This is a genomic window from Nocardiopsis ganjiahuensis DSM 45031 (genome assembly GCF_000341085.1).
Classification (GTDB): Bacteria; Actinomycetota; Actinomycetes; order Streptosporangiales; family Streptosporangiaceae; genus Nocardiopsis; species Nocardiopsis ganjiahuensis.
Map to the genome: position 1 here is coordinate 42,706 of NZ_ANBA01000006.1, position 14,723 is coordinate 57,428.

Sequence of the window (14,723 nt, forward strand, 5' to 3'; positions counted from 1 at the left end):
CCTGAGAGGCCCCGATGCCGCAGCCACCGGAAACACCGGATCCGTACCTGGAACGCGCGTCCGTTCCCCTGGCCACGCTGCTCGAGACGGACCGGTTCGAGGCGGGGCTCGCGGTGCCCGCCGTGGCGGAGCTCGAGGCGGACCCCGCGCTCCTGGAGCGGATCCGGGCCGTCCCCGTGGCCGCCCCGGTGGTGATCGAGCTCGAGGACCCCGGCGACTACCTGACGCCGGGGGACCTGCTGCTGATCACCGGCCTCGGCCTGCCCGGGGAACCCGCCGCGGTGCACTCCTACGTGGAGCGTCTGGTCTCGGCGGGGGTGGCCGCCCTGGTGTTCGGTCTCGAACCCGTCCACACCGAGGTCCCGCCGCTCCTCGTCCGAGCGTGTTCGGCCCACGGTCTGCCGCTCGTCGTGCTCCCGCCCGAGGTCGTCTTCGCCCAGGTGGTCGCGCTGCTCACCCGAGCGCTCGAGGACGAGCGCACCCGCTCGCTCAGCGCCATGAACACCACCGCCCGCAAGCTCACGGAGGCGGCACTCAAGCGTCGCCCCGCGCAGCGGATCCTCGGGGTCCTGGCACAGGCCAGCGGCGGATGGGCGGCGCTGCGGGTCGACGGGGAGATCCTCCAGACCGGCCGGGGACCGCTCGAGACCGACCCGGCCGCCCTGTTCGACGTCCTCGAGGAGAAGCTGGCCGCGCGGTCACTCCCGCGCGGAGGGACGCCCACCGTGTTCCGCACCCTGTCCGAGGGCGGGGCCGACTTCTCCGTCACCGCCCACGAGGTCACCGTCGGCGCCGAGGCTCGCGGGCGGGCCGGCGGACCCTCCACGGTGATCGCCCTCGGGCGCTCCCCGGAGCTCTCCCGCACCGACCGGACCGCGCTGCTCCTCGCCGCCAACCTCATGCGCCTCGTCGTGAGCCTGCCCGCGGACCAGTCGACCGCCATCGACCAGCTCCTCATGCACCTGCTGGTCGAGTCCGCGCCACCGGCGAGCCACCGGCGGGAACAGGACCGCTACGGAAACCTGATCGCCAGTTCCCTCCTGACCGGCCGCGGGCGCCGCGCCCACGCGGTGGTGGCCGTCCGTCCCCGGCACGACGGCGGCAGCCTCGGCGTGCCCTCCGACGTGCGCTGGATGCGCCGCACGCTCCGCACGCCCCTCGCCGACCACCGCCGTGACCGCCTGCGCGCGTTCACCGCCGGTCCGCCCAGCGCCACCGCCTTCGACCAGGCCGAGGAGCTGGGCTGGTACCTCGCCGTCAGCGACGCGTACCCGGTCACCGATCTCCCCGAGGCGATGCACGAGGCCGAACGCCTCGCCGAGTCCGCGCGCCGCACCGAACAGCACCAGAGGGGCTACCTGCCCGATCCGCCGGACGAACTGTGGTTGAGCGGCGACACCGCCGCGGGCTCCGGGGCCGCGCAGCGCGTGCTCGCACCGCTCGCCCCGCCCGAAGCGGCGCAGACCCGGGCCGCGCTCGCGGTGTGGCTGCGCCGGAACGGGTCCTGGGACCGCACCGCCCGCGCCCTGGGCGTGCACCGCAACACCGTCCGCAGGCTGATCGGCGACGCGGAGCAGAGGCTGGGCCGGGACCTCGGCGACCCCGTCACCCGGGCCCGCCTGCTCCTGGCCTTCACCCACCTCGACCCGGAATGAGGGACAGGCCCGCGCGGAGCCCCGGGGACCGTCCGGTCCGAACTCCTTCGTCGTGTGTTCCAGTGCTCGGGCGCAGAGCGGGCCGGGGCAGGGTGTTCAGGCCTCCTCACGGCGGAAGAGGAAGATCCCGTACCGGAACTCGGGGTCCAGCCATCGGGTCCGCAGACGGAAACCGTGCTCCCCCGCTTCGCGGGCCAACTGCTGCTCGTCGAACTTCACCGAGTAACCGACGTTGAGGAACCGCCCGCGCGGGATGTCCAGTGTGATCCCGAGCCCCGGTACCGGCACCGTCAGATCGGTGCGGGCCACAAGACGCCCTTCCACCGTGGAGGTGTCCGCGTTGTAACGGGCATCAGGGACGAAGTCGTCGAGGTCGAACTCGGCGCCGTAACGACGGTTGAGCTGGGTGAGGTAGTTGAGCCGGAAATCGGCGAAGGCCGAGTACCCGGCGGGATCGTTGTAACAGGTCTCCAGAACCTCGCGGTCCTTGTCCAGGTCGGCGGAGACGAGGAAGCTCCCGCCCGGGCCCAGGCTGCGGGCGACGCCGTCGAGCAGGACACTCCGTTCCTCCCGTGTGGTGTTGCCGAAGCTGCTGCCGAGGAAGAGGACCGCGAGCGGCCCGGCGGAGTGGGTGCGCAGCCACTCCAGAGCGGCCTCGTAGCGCCCCCACAGACCGGTGACCCGCAGTTCGTCCAGTTCCGAGCACAGGGCGGCTCCGCTGGAGCGCAGCATGGCCTGGTCGACGTCGATCGGGAGGTAGGTGGTCGGTCCCAACCGCAGGCAGTTCTCCAGCAGCAACCGTGTCTTCTTCGCGCTCCCGCTGCCCAGTTCCGCGATCCGCCCGCAAGCGAGCTCCTCGGCCATCTCCGCGGAGTGGCTCTCCAGCAGGGCGCGTTCCACACGGGTCAGGTAGTACGTGGGGAGTTCGGTGATCTGTTCGAAGTACTCGGAACCGACCGCGTCGTAGCCGAGCCACGGGGGGAGCCTGGGCGGGTCCTGCCGGAGACAGTCCCGCACGACCGCGTCCTCCGGGACCCCGCCGTCACCGTCTGCGAGCGGGATGACGCGGTAACGCGCCTCCGAGCCGGACAGCGTCATGGTCTGCTCGCCTCCACTCCGTCACGGAAACTCGACTCGCCGCGGTTCCAACACCGGAACAGGTGCTCCTCCAACCGGTCGGCCAGGAAGACGCTGCTCCGGATCCCGAACACGAGGTCGGCGGCCAGCTCGGGTTCGGCACTCAGCAGCGGCGCGATCACCTCGCGCCGGACGAGCTGCTCGTGCACCGCGTCGGCCTCGACGTGCTCGGCGTAGAAACGGATGGCGTCCGGACCGCAGCCCAGCCTTCTCATCGCCTTGACCAGGCGGTCCGACCCGGGTGAGGAGGTGAGTTCGACGGTGGCGAACTGCCCGATCAGCGCGGCGCGCAACCCGCGGTGCAGACCGCACAGCGACATGAAGTTGACTTCGGCCAGCATCTCGGCGGGGGCGGAGTCGACATAGGCGCCGTAGGCGTCGGAGAGGCCGAGCTCGGTCATCATGTCGGCGAAGAGCTTGGAGTGCGTCCGCTCGGGGTCTCCCGCACCGTACTCGTCGTGCTGCACCGTCATGAGGGCGGCCTTGGCCGGACCGTGCAGGCGCGGGACGACGAAGGTCTGCGGATCGGCTTCCTTCAGGTGGTAGAGCGAACGGTGCGCGACGTACTCGCGCAGCTGCCACAGGTGCCCGTGGCGCCACAGGTGGTGCGAGACCCCGAACGCGTCGACGTGTTCGACGAGGAGCGCGCCGAGTTCGCCCTCGGCGTCCGTACCGGCGGGCACGTCCTCCCGGAGCGCACCGAGGAAGACCTCTTCCAGGTCGGCACGGATCGCGAGGAGCGCCGGATCCCATTCGCGGTCGGCGTCGACCCCTGCGAAACCCCGGTAGTGGAGTTCGTAGCAGCAGTAGAGCGCCAACTGGAGGTCCTCACCGTAGGGGAGGGCCTGCGCCGCGTCCGGAGGCTCGGGCCGGTCCCCCCGCAGCGCGGCCAGGACCGCCCGGGAGACCGGTCCGCGGGGGGAGGGAAGCGTCGGCGCCTCCGACATCGTCACGGTCATGAGCCGTCCTCCTCCTTCTTGTCGCGCACCCGCCGGCGATGGCTCGTGTCGCAGAACGGGCGCCGCCGGCTGCGACCGCACGTGCACAGAGCGGTGACCGCTCGGTCGCTGAGCAGGCGCGTTCCGTCGGGCATCTCCACGTCGACCGGACCGTAGACGAGGATCGGGCCCTCACCGGTGACGACGACCCTGCGGCGGTCCTCAGCCATGTCGTGCCTCGATGACCACGAGTTCCTCCTCCGTCTGGTCGGGGCCGATCAGCCCGCGGTCGCGCAGCGTGTGAGCGCGCGAGCGCAGCACCGGCCCGAACGGGATGCGGGCTCTCATGAGGACCTCGGACACCAGCCCCGCCTTCTCGAAGCGGTCCAACGTGGCCTGTTCACCGGAGAGCGCCGACTGCACGAGCAGAAGGACGCCGTCCTCGTCGAGCACCGCGGGCGCACCCGCGCATATACGGTCCAGCAGGAGCCGGCCGTCCGGCCCCGCGTCCCAGCACCTCGCCATCCGGTAGCGCGGAGGCGAAGGGGTGTCGGAGGGCACGTAGGGCGGGTTGGCGAGGACGAGTCCGAAGCGGCGTGAGGCCACCGGAGCGAACAGGTCACCGCGCAGAACCACCGCGGGGATGCCGTGCAGGCGGCTGTTGAGCCAAGTCGCCGCCACGGAGCGCCGTGACAGGTCGATCGCGGTGAGGCTGGCCGCTCCGGCGCGCAGTGCCTCGATGCCCAGGGCCCCGGTGCCCGAGGCGACGTCGAGGACCGAGCGTCCGACGAACTCCCCGTTCCGACCGCGCTCGCGCAGTACATGGCGGAGCAGGGAGGTGTCCCCCTGCGCTCGATAGACACCCGGTGGCCTCAGTAGCAGCATGGAGAGTCCACTACCCGGCCGCCGTGCCGATAATCGCCCAAAAAGCACCTCTCCGGACGCGCACGGTCACTTTGAGTGATGAGGGCGCCCGGAGTCGGCGGGCGAGACCGGCGTCTTCGTCCCCGTCGGCCGGGCCGGACAACGGTCGTTCACGAGGCCGGATACTGCTGCTCGCGAAGCAGGCGCGCGAGGTGCGCGGCATTGCGCGCGAGCGAAGCGGTGGTGGTCGCCACCGCTTCGGGGGTGCTGTCGAGGTCGATGTAGTCCTTCGGGTTCATCGCCTCGGAGTTCCAGTACGTGGAGCCCGTGGCGGGGATGGTGAACCCGATGTCGCTCAACGCCTGCGCGCAGTCGGCGACGATCTTGTGCGCACCGTCCTCGTTGCCGACCACCGCGACCACGGCGACCTTGCCGTACATCGAGGGCCGCCCCTCGTCATCGGTCTCCGAGAGCTCCGCGTTGATCCGTTCCAGCACCCGCTGGGCGACGCTCGACATGTGACCCACCCACGTGGGCGTGGCGAGCACCAGGATGTCGGAGTCGACGAGCTTCTGCCGCAGCGCCGGCCACTCGTCGCCCGAGCCCATGTCGACCGCCACACCCGGGTGGATCCGGTGGTCGACGACCCGCACCGACTCACCCTGGACCCCGCGTTCGGCGAGGCCGTCGAGAACTTGCTGTGCCAGCAACTCACTGCTGGACGGATCCGGACTCGGTTTGAGGCTGCAGACCAGGGCGAGGGCCCGAAGAGTGGAAGACATGGCGGCACCCTACCCAGAGTGATCCCGCTTCTCCCCGAGCCCGGCGCCCCGAGAGGGGGAATTTAAGGGAACATGACGCCGGAGAAGCCTCACCGGCCTACCGCTCCATGTGGTCGGTGGGCAGGCGAAGAGAGCGGAAACGGTCCTTGGCCGTGTGCCTGATCCTCCTGGTGGCGCCGTTGGCGCTCAGGGCGTCGAGAACCCTTGTGTCCTGAGCCGACTCAGCGGCTCTCAGCTGCAACCAGTTCGACCATCCTGACACCTCAGGGGCCGGGCCGCCCGCCCCCGGAGCTCCCCGCGCGATCCCCTCGAGGACCAGGAGCTCCCGGGCCCGGAGCGAGGCGTACTCGCGACTCCTCCCGACGGGAAGCGCCTCGACGCAGTCCATGCGACGGGCAGCGGGCAGAACCCCCAGGAGGGTCACGACCACGGTGGAGGCGAGCGGCCCGTCCGGTTCCTGCCGGACCAGCTCCAGCAGGAGCGGCCACTCCTCCTCGACCCGGATCGCGCGGGAGTAGACGGCCCAGCGGTCATGTTCGCTGTCGAGGTCCCCATGATCGGCCCCGATCCTTTTCGCCAGGGCTCTCAACTCCGCCGCGAAATCCAACGCCACCGCCTTCGTCCTGCTGGAGCCTCCGGAAACGACTCCGGCCCGACCGTGTGACCGGGTCAGAGGAAGCACGAGAGCCAGCGAGGAAACTTGAACCCCTCACCTATCGTTTACAAGGAGATAAGTTATCGGGCAATAGTTGACCTGCGAAAAGGTGGTTCTCACCGAGGAGACCTCCCACAGGCGACCACCCTCCGAAGAAGCCGTCGGCCTCCTCGTTGTGGACACCCCGACAGGAAGAACGCTGCTCGACGAGAACCACGAGCGGATCGGCGCCGACGGCATCAGGCTCGCCCCCGACGGACGGGCACGGTTCCGGCGCAGGATCCGCCTTGTGCGCCGACGGCGGGCTCTGAGAGATTGTCCAGCGTGCGAGTCGCGATGCTGGGACCTTTCGAAGTGCGGGACGGTCAGGGCCGACGCCTGCCCTTGGTGGGCGGACGTGCCACCTCCCTGCTGGCCCGGCTGGCACTGTCCCCCGGACGGACCGTCCCGGTGGACACGCTCCTCGACGACCTGTGGGACGGTGATCCCCCGGACGGGGGCGTGCACACCCTGCGGCGACTGGTCTCGCGGGCCCGGAGCAGTCTGCGCGAGCACGGTCTGGAGATCGGCCCCGACGCCCACTCCGGCGGGTACCGGCTGGACCTGGCGCCCGGAGAGGTCGACCTTCACGCGTTCACCAGGCTGTGCTCGGAGGGCACACGTCTGCTCGAACACTCGCCGGGGCAGGCCGCGTCCGTCCTGGACGAGGCCCTGGGCCTGTGGCGCGGCACCCCTCTCAGCGGAGTGGACGCGGACTTCGCCCGCCAGAACGCCGCGCGGTTGGAGGAGCTCCGGCTGACCGCGGTCGAGGACCGTGCCGACGCCGTCCTCCGGTTGGGCGAGGCACCCGCCGTCCTGCCGGAGCTGCGCTCCCTGTGCGCGGACCACCCCCTGCGCGAACGCTGCCACGGTCTGCTGGTGCGGGCGCTGCACACCACCGGCCGGGTCGGGGAGGCGCTCACCGTCTACGAGGGTCTGCGCTCGGCTCTCTCCCGTGAGCTGGGCACCGACCCCGCGGCCTGGCTGCGCGAGCTGCACCAGGAACTGCTGCGGGACCGCTCCCCCGCCCGGCCCAGGGAGTGGGTGAACCCCTACTTCACCCGGTTCTTCGGCCGCAGCGACGAACTCACCGCCATCGGCGCGGCCTTCGACAGGACCCGGCTGGCGACCCTGATCGGTCCGGGCGGGGTCGGCAAGACCCGGCTCGCCGCCGAGTACTGCTCCTCCCGGGGACCGCAACCGCGCGTGCGCTTCGTGGAGCTGGCCCCCCTGCGCGAACACGACGGCCTGATCGAGGCGCTGGCCAGTGCCCTGGGCGGTGCAGCGGCCGTTCCCCCCGGCCCGGACCGTTTCACCCGCGTGGTCTCCGCGCTGTCGGCGACGCCCACCCTGCTGGTCCTGGACAACTGCGAACACCTGGTGGAAGGCGTGGCGGGGCTGGCCGAACGGCTGCTCTCACACTGCCCCGACCTGTATGTGCTGGCCACCAGCCGCGAGCCTCTCGCAGTCGGCGGAGAAGCCCTCGTGCGGGTGGATCCCCTGAGCACCGACGGCTCGGAGGCCGTGGAGATGTTCGCCGAACTGGCGGCCCTGGCCCGGCCCGGCTTCACGGTGAACGAGGACAACGCCGCGGCGGTGTCGGAGATATGCCGCCGTCTGGACGGGCTGCCGCTGGCCATCGAGCTGGCGGCGGCCCGGATCCGCTCGATGACGGTCCACCAGATCTCCCACCACCTGGACGAACGCTTCCAGCTGCTGTCGGGCGCCCGACGGGCCACCAACGCCCGCCACCGCACCCTGCGCGCGGTGCTCGACTGGACCTGGGACCTGCTCACCGAGGAGGAGCGCCTGGTCTCGCGCAGACTGTCGATCCTGCCCGGCGGTTCCACGGTCTCCGCCGCGCAGGCGGTGTGCGAGGGCCTCGCCCGCGCCGACGTCCCTTTCCTCCTGTCCGCCCTGGTCGACCGATCCCTCGTACAGGTCGCGGAGTCACCCGGGTCGGGGGTGCGGCACCGCCTCATGGCGACCCCCCGCGTGTACCTGGAGGAGCGCCTGCGCGAGAGCGGCGAGGAGCGCAGCACGCGAGACGCGGCCTCGCGGTACTTCGCCGACCTGGCGGAGGACGCCTCCCTGCGGCTGATCGGCCCGGAGCAGGGACAGGCACTGGAACTGCTCGACGAGGAGCACGACAACCTCGCGGAGAGTATGCGCCACCTGGTGCGCCACGGGGAAACGGCGCTCGCGGCCCGGATCGCGCTGGCCCTGTGCTGGTACTGGGTGGTACGCGGACGCTACGAGGAGGCGGCCCGCTGGCTGGGGGAGCTGTCCGGCACCGCGGACGAACTCCCCGCCACCGCCCGGGCGGTCTTCCCTGCGGTGCTCGCCATCCTGCCCGTACCCGTCCCGGACGGGTACCTGCCCCGGAGGGCCGACCACGCGCTGACCCCCGAGGCCCTGGCGGAGTACCCTCCGCTCGCGATGATCGCCCCGAAGTACCGGCTCACGACCGGTGACCACGCGGGGGTGCGTGCGGACGCCGAGACCTCCCGGAACCATGACCACCCCTGGGTGCGCGCGGCGGGCCTGGCCACCGCTGCCCTGGCCGCCGAGGGCGACGGGGACGCCGTCCGAGCCGAACAGCTCACCGCCTCAGCCGCGGAGTCCTTCGGTGCTCTGGGCGACGTGTGGACGACCGTGCAGCTCACCGCCGCGCTCGCCGGTTACCGGTCCTCACGCGGTGAGAACGACGGGGCAGTCCGCGATCTGCGCCGTGCCCTGGAGCTGGAGCGCTCCCTGGGTTCCTCGGCCCAGCCGGTGTCGCTCCTGGTCCAACTCGGCGGTGAACTGGTGCGGGCGGAGCGGTTCGACGAGGCCGAGCGCGTGCTGCGCGGCGTGTGGGACGACCCCGAACCCACCGCCGTCGAACACCGGATCCTGTGCGTGTTGAGCCTGGTGGAGCTGGCCCTTCTCCGAGGACACGGCGCACGGGCGCGGGAACTGCTCGACCGGGCTCAGGAACAGCTCGACGGCGCTCTGGTGGACGTCGGTTACCTGCGGGCCGAGGTCCTGTGCCGAGAGGTGGAGCTGATCCTGGCCGAGGACGGACCGTCCCGGGCCCGCAGGGCCTGGGAACGCGCGGAGGCGTTCGCGGATTCCCTGGCCAGTACCGAGGTCAGCGCGCGCGTGGCCGAGCTGGAGGCCCGGGTGCTCTCAGCCGAAGGCGATCCGCGCGGGGCCGCGGGCGCCCTGGACCGGGCGTCGCGCGTGCGGGGGCGCCCCGACCTGGGCAGCCCGTACGTGCGCCGCCTCACCGGGGAGCTGCGCGAGCGGCTGGGATCCGACGGACCCGAGCCGGTCCCGGAACCGGGGTCTCAGCCCCGGAGGTAGGCCAGGACCGCCCGCACCCTGCGGTTGCTCCCCTCTTCGGTGAGGCCGAGTTTGGTGAAGATCGAGCCGATGTGCTTGCCCACCGTGGGGGTGGACAGTTCCAGGAGGCCGCAGATCCTGGCGTTGTCGTGACCCTCTGCCATGAGGGAGAGCACCTGTTTCTCGCGGGGGCTCAGGTTCTCCAGCGGGTCGTTCCTGGAACGCGTGTTGAGCAGGTGGGCGATCACCTCGGGATCGAGGGCCACCCCTCCCCCGGCCACGCGCCTGAGCGCGTCGGAGAACTCGGAGACGTCGCCGATGCGGTCCTTGAGCAGGTAGCCGATGCCGTGGCTGTCCGTGAGCAGCTCGACCGCGTACCCGTCCTCCACGTGCGCGGAGAGCACGAGGACGGGAAAACCCGGGGTCTCGGCGCGGATCCGCGCTGCTATGTCGAGGCCCTCCCTGCGGTGGCCGGGTGGCAGGCGCACGTCCAAAACGGCGACGTCGGGCTTCAGCTCCTCGAACATCACGTGGAACTCGGCGCTGTCACCCGCCGCACCGACCACTTCGAACCCCTCCACCTCCAGGAGCAGGACGAGCCCCTGTCGGAGCAGCACGTCGTCCTCGGCGATCAGAACGCGCACGGGAGTCTCACCTCGATGACGGTCGGCCCGCCCGGCGGGCTGGAGATGCGGGTCCGGCCGTCGAAGGCCGCCACCCGATGGCGTATCCCGGAAAGTCCGCTGCCCAGGTGCTCGTCGGCCCCGCCCCCGCCGTCGTCGGTGACCGTCACGGTGAGCGTGCCCGCCTCCTCCGCGAGGTGTACCCGGGCCAGGGTGGCACCGGAGTGCTTGGCGACGTTGGTGAGGGACTCGGTGACGACGAAGTAGGCCGCGGACTCGACCGCCGCCGGGAGCCGGGACAGTTTCCCGACCGCCACCTCGCAGGGCACTCCCGAGCGGGAGGCGAGGGAGGAGACGGCGGCGGCGAGTCCCTGATCCGCGAGGATCGGCGGGTAGATGCTGCGGACCACGGCGCGCAGCTCCCTGAGAGCCTCCTCCGACGCCTCCTTCGCGCGGGTCATCAGCTCCCGCGCCCGGTCGGGGTCCGTGGCCGTCACCCGCTCGATCAGGCCCAGGTGCATGCGGACGGCGACGAGCCGGTTCTGGGTGCCGTCGTGCAGGTCCCGCTCGATTCGGCGCAGCTCCATGCCGTGGGCCTCCAGCGCCTCCTGACGAAGGATGTTGGCCTCGGCGAGCCGGTCCCGGAGCCGGTCGACGCCCGACCGCCGGAGGGTGCGCCCGGCCAGGTGCGCGTGGACGGACGCCGTGCGGGGGACGAAATACCAGGTGAGAACGAGGTAGACCAGTCCGACCAGCGGAGTGGTGAGGGCCACTCCCCACGAGTTGACGGGATAACCTCCGGGGCTCACTGCCATTTCCGCCGGCAGCGCCCACCACCAGAAAAGGCAGGTGAAGGAGACCAGGACACCGATTCCGAGAATGATGGCGATGACCGCGCACAGCAGACCGAGGGCCGAGTTGACGCACATCCAGCGAATCGAGTTCCAGGTGTCCGGGGAACGGGGGTTTTCGGTTTCCCCCCGCTGCTGTTCCGGATCTTGCAGATATCCCCGGGCCAGGGCGAGGTCCCGCGCGGCTCCGCGCACCACGAGAACCATGACCCACTGGCGCAGGTGGAGTCCGACATACACGACCACCAGGGCCTGGGCCCCGATCAGGGCGCTGAGCAGGAGCCACGAGCGCAGGGCACCCGCCCCCGAGCGCAGGCAGTAGAGGACGGCCGCACGCGCACCCCCGAGCATCCCCTCCCGCAGTTCAACCACGCACGCCAAAAGGAAACTCCCGGACCGATAATCGGGAAAGCAATTTTCGAACCGATGCTACCATTCCGGCGATACCATTCGAAGGGGGCGCAATGTTTCGGACGAAGAAAAAACGACATGGTACCGGATCGGGGAACGGGTCGAACCCCGCAGGAACACCTGCCCTCCACATGCGTGACGTGCACAGAACATACGACACGGGGGCCGGAAAGGTGCACGCCCTTCGTGGTATTTCCGTAGAACTTGCCAAAGGAAGCTTCACTGCGGTAATGGGCCCCTCCGGGTCCGGGAAAAGCACCTTCCTGCACTGCGCGGCGGGGCTCGACCGGCCCACCGACGGTGAAGTGCTGTTGGGCGGGACCAGCCTGGCGGGAATGTCGCAGAACGCCCTCAGCCGCCTGCGCCGGGAGCGCGTGGGGTTCGTGTTCCAGGCGTACAACCTGCTGTCCGCGCTGAGCGTGCAGGACAACATCACGATGCCGCTGCGCCTGGGCGGGGTGCCCGTGGACCACGAGTGGGCTGACCGGGTGGTGCGCCAGGTGGGCATCCACGACCGGCTCGACCACCGCCCCAACGAGCTCTCCGGCGGTCAGCAGCAGCGCGTGGCACTCGCCCGGGCACTCATCACCCGGCCCGACCTGGTCCTGGCCGACGAGCCGACCGGCGCCCTGGACTCCCACACCAGCACCCAGGTGATGGAGCTGCTGCGCTCCACCGTGCACTCCATGGGACAGACCGTCCTCATGGTGACCCACGACCCCGTCGCCGCGTCCTACGCCCAGACCGTGCTCTTCCTCGCGGACGGGCTCATCGCCGACTCGCTCGACGCGCCCACGCCCGAGACCGTGGCCGCGCGCATGAGCCGCTTCGGGAGCCGGTGATGCTGGGTATCGCCTGGAAGACCCTGCGCGCCCGCAAGGGTTCGTTCGCGGGTGCTTTCCTCGCCTTGCTCTGCGGGTCCGCCCTGATCGTCGCCTCCGGCGTGCTGGTCGAGTCGGGCCTGCGCTCCTCGGTGACCCCGTACCGCTACGCGGCGGCGGACGCGGTGGTCAACGGCCAGGAGACCCTGGTCCTGCCCGGCGCGGACCTCACCGTCCGGCCCCGGCTCACCGAACCGGTGCGCCTGTCCTCGGACCTGGTCGGCAGCTTCGGCGCCGTGGACGGGGTGGCGTCGGCGATCGGCGACCACCACCTGACGTTGGCCGTGCGTTCCCCGCAGGGGGACACGGTGCCGGTCCCGGTGTCCGGACACGACTGGGCCACCGCCCCGTTGGGCCCCTTCGTGGTCGCGGAGGGCGAGGCGCCCGGGCGGACCGACGAGGTGGCCCTGGAGGCCCCGCTGGCCGCCGCGCTCGGCGTGGGAGTCGGTGACCCGGTGGAGGTCGTTCACGCGGCCGAACCCCGCTCCTACCGTGTCAGCGGCCTGGTGGCCCACGCCTCCGGAACCGAGGGGCGCCAGAGCTCCCTGTTCCTGTCCGCCGAGGAGACCGGGCGCCTGGCCGCCGATCCCGGTGCCTACGACACCGTGGGCGTGCTCATGGAGGAGGGCGCCGACCCCGACACGGTCGCCGCCGCCCTGGAGTCGGCCGCGGGTGACACCGGAGCGGTGGCCCGCACCGGGGCGCTCACCCACCGGGCGGAGTTCACCGACCTCGACCGGGCCCGGGGGCTGATGCTGCTCATCGCCACGTCCTTCGGCGGGCTGGCGGTGCTCATCGCGCTGTTCGTGGTGTCGGGCACGCTCGCCCTGTCGATCGACACGCGCAGGCGCGAGTTCGCCGTACTCCGGGCCATCGGCGCCACCCCTGTGCAGGTGCTGCGCATGGTGGGCTCGGAGGTCCTGCTGTTGTCGCTGGTCGCCGGCGCCCTGGGCTGCCTGCCCGGTTTCCTGGTCGCGGAGGCGATGCGCGGGGCGTTCGTCTCCCTCGGCGTGCTCCCGGCCGACCTGCCTCTGGTCCTGGGCCCGCTGCCCGCTGTCGGCGCCGTCCTCCTGACAGTCCTGACCGCCCTGGTCGGCGGGACGGTCGCCGCCGCACGTCCGGCCACCGCCGACCCGGTGGAGGCCCTGCGCGAGTCGTCCTCGCCCCGGCGCGCGCCCGGACGCTGGCGGATCACCGCCGGGCTGGTGTGCCTGGTGCTGGGAACCAGCGCGGCGATGACCCCCGTGGCCCTGGGCAACGACGCGGGCGCGGCCGGGACCGCAAGCGCGACCCTGCTGCTGGTGATCGGGGTGGCGCTCAGCGGACCGTTCCTGCTCGCGCCCCTGGTGTCCCTGCTCGCGCGGCCCCTGCGCAGGATGCGGGCCGGCGGATTCCTGGCCGCGGAGAACAGCGCCGCCAACACGGGACGGCTCACCGCGGTGCTGACACCCCTGGTCCTCGCGATCGGGGTCACGCTGTCCATGGTCCACACGCAGTCGGTGCTCGCGGCCTCGGTGACCGAGCAGACCGAGGCCGGGGTGACGGCCGACGCCGTGGTGGTCGAACAGGGATCGGGAGGGGTGGGGCCCGAGGTCCTGGCGGCTCTGGCCGCCCTGCCCGAGACGGGCACCGTCTCGCCGCTGCGCGAGACGGGGGTGTTCGTTCCCTATTCGGTGTTCGGCGACCCCGACGTGGCCACCTTCACCGCGCTGGGGATCAGCCCCGAAACGGCCGCGGACACGCTGGACCCGGGCGTCGGGGAAGGAAGCCTGGACGACCTGGCCGGAGACACGGTGGCCCTCGAATCCTCGGGCGCCACCCTGCTCGGGGCGTCCGTGGGTGACGAGGTGACGGTGGTGCTGGGCGACGGTCAGGAACGGAACCTGCGTCTGGCCGCCACCTACGAGCGCGGGCTGGGGCTGGCCGGGATGCTGTTGCCCCAGGAGGTCCTGGACGGGCACACGGGACAGCCCTCACGCGTCCTGGTGAACGCCGCCGAGGGAACCTCGGCCGAGGAGCTGTCGGTGGCGCTGGCCGACTTCGGCGAGGAGCACCCCACCCTGGCCGCGTCGGACCGGGAGGGGTTCGCGGACAGTGCCCGGGCCGAAGCCGACCTGAGCGCCTGGGTGAACCTGGTCGGGCTGGGCGTGATCCTGGCCTACATCGCGATCGCCGTGGTGAACAGCCTGGTGATGTCCACGGCGGCCCGCTCGCGCGAGTTCGCGCTCCTGATGCTGATCGGGGCGACCCGGGGCCAGGTCCTGAACGCCATGCGCCTGGAGGCCGCGGTCCTGGCCGTCCTGGCTGCCCTGATCGGCACCGTGGTGGCCCTCGCCCCGCTGGCCGTGCTGAGCACGGCCTTCCTCGGTACCCCGGTCCCACCGGGATCACCGCTCGTCTACGCCGGCGTGGTGGGCACGACCTGCGCGCTGGGTGTGCTCTCGGTCATGCTGCCGGTGCGCCTCGCTCTGCGGACGCCTCCGGTGGAAGCCGTCAACGTGCGCGAATAGCCGTGGCGGGGGCCGTGCCGCCCGCCCCCGCCACGCCCGCGCTCCCCCGC

General features: G+C 71.6%; 12 protein-coding genes. 4 read left to right on the forward strand and 8 right to left on the reverse strand.

Going from position 1 to position 14,723, the window contains the following annotated elements; translation table 11 throughout:
* The first annotated feature begins 14 nt into the window (after positions 1 to 14).
* Complete coding sequence (locus D458_RS0105560; protein WP_017585735.1) at positions 15 to 1,655, forward strand: PucR family transcriptional regulator; 1,641 nt, start codon at positions 15 to 17, stop codon at positions 1,653 to 1,655.
* A 96-nt stretch (positions 1,656 to 1,751) separates the two neighbouring features.
* Here the strand turns inward: D458_RS0105560 and D458_RS0105565 are convergent, their stop codons facing one another.
* The 6 genes from D458_RS0105565 to D458_RS33015 form a co-directional block, all read right to left on the reverse strand.
* Complete coding sequence (locus D458_RS0105565) at positions 1,752 to 2,753, reverse strand: L-histidine N(alpha)-methyltransferase (RefSeq protein WP_017585736.1); 1,002 nt, start codon at positions 2,751 to 2,753, stop codon at positions 1,752 to 1,754.
* Entirely contained in the window at positions 2,750 to 3,751 is a 1,002-nt protein-coding gene (locus tag D458_RS0105570; protein WP_017585737.1) for an iron-containing redox enzyme family protein, read from the reverse strand. Before D458_RS0105570 ends, D458_RS0105565 begins: the two co-directional genes overlap by 4 nt.
* Positions 3,748 to 3,960: a CDGSH iron-sulfur domain-containing protein gene (locus D458_RS0105575; protein ID WP_017585738.1), complete on the reverse strand. Its 213-nt coding sequence runs from the start codon at positions 3,958 to 3,960 to the stop codon at positions 3,748 to 3,750. Before D458_RS0105575 ends, D458_RS0105570 begins: the two co-directional genes overlap by 4 nt.
* Positions 3,953 to 4,615 carry a HemK2/MTQ2 family protein methyltransferase gene (locus tag D458_RS0105580; RefSeq protein ID WP_017585739.1) on the reverse strand — a complete coding sequence of 221 codons (663 nt, stop codon included), beginning with the start codon at positions 4,613 to 4,615 and terminating at the stop codon, positions 3,953 to 3,955. The genes D458_RS0105575 and D458_RS0105580 overlap by 8 nt, the downstream gene beginning before the upstream one ends.
* 149 nt (positions 4,616 to 4,764) lie before the next feature.
* Positions 4,765 to 5,376 carry a flavodoxin family protein gene (locus D458_RS0105585; protein ID WP_026119031.1) on the reverse strand — a complete coding sequence of 204 codons (612 nt, stop codon included), beginning with the start codon at positions 5,374 to 5,376 and terminating at the stop codon, positions 4,765 to 4,767.
* A 97-nt stretch (positions 5,377 to 5,473) separates the two neighbouring features.
* Positions 5,474 to 5,989 carry a hypothetical protein gene (locus tag D458_RS33015; RefSeq protein WP_017585741.1) on the reverse strand — a complete coding sequence of 172 codons (516 nt, stop codon included), beginning with the start codon at positions 5,987 to 5,989 and terminating at the stop codon, positions 5,474 to 5,476.
* A 378-nt stretch (positions 5,990 to 6,367) separates the two neighbouring features.
* Here D458_RS33015 and D458_RS0105600 point away from each other — a divergent pair, with 378 nt between their 5' ends.
* The gene (locus D458_RS0105600; RefSeq protein WP_083936244.1) at positions 6,368 to 9,418 is read left to right on the forward strand and encodes a BTAD domain-containing putative transcriptional regulator; all 3,051 of its coding nucleotides are present in this window, start codon (positions 6,368 to 6,370) and stop codon (positions 9,416 to 9,418) included.
* Here the strand turns inward: D458_RS0105600 and D458_RS0105605 are convergent.
* Together D458_RS0105605 and D458_RS0105610 are read right to left on the reverse strand one after the other, a co-directional pair.
* Complete coding sequence (locus tag D458_RS0105605) at positions 9,403 to 10,041, reverse strand: response regulator transcription factor (RefSeq protein ID WP_017585743.1); 639 nt, start codon at positions 10,039 to 10,041, stop codon at positions 9,403 to 9,405. The genes D458_RS0105600 and D458_RS0105605 overlap by 16 nt on opposite strands.
* Positions 10,029 to 11,243 carry a sensor histidine kinase gene (locus D458_RS0105610; RefSeq protein WP_239647897.1) on the reverse strand — a complete coding sequence of 405 codons (1,215 nt, stop codon included), beginning with the start codon at positions 11,241 to 11,243 and terminating at the stop codon, positions 10,029 to 10,031. Before D458_RS0105610 ends, D458_RS0105605 begins: the two co-directional genes overlap by 13 nt.
* A 170-nt stretch (positions 11,244 to 11,413) precedes the next feature.
* Between D458_RS0105610 and D458_RS0105615 the strand changes: the two genes are divergently transcribed.
* A complete protein-coding gene (locus D458_RS0105615; RefSeq protein ID WP_026119032.1) occupies positions 11,414 to 12,124 on the forward strand; it encodes an ABC transporter ATP-binding protein in 711 nt (236 codons plus the stop codon).
* Positions 12,124 to 14,673: an FtsX-like permease family protein gene (locus tag D458_RS0105620; protein ID WP_017585746.1), complete on the forward strand. Its 2,550-nt coding sequence runs from the start codon at positions 12,124 to 12,126 to the stop codon at positions 14,671 to 14,673. Before D458_RS0105615 ends, D458_RS0105620 begins: the two co-directional genes overlap by 1 nt.
* Positions 14,674 to 14,723: the final 50 nt, after the last annotated feature.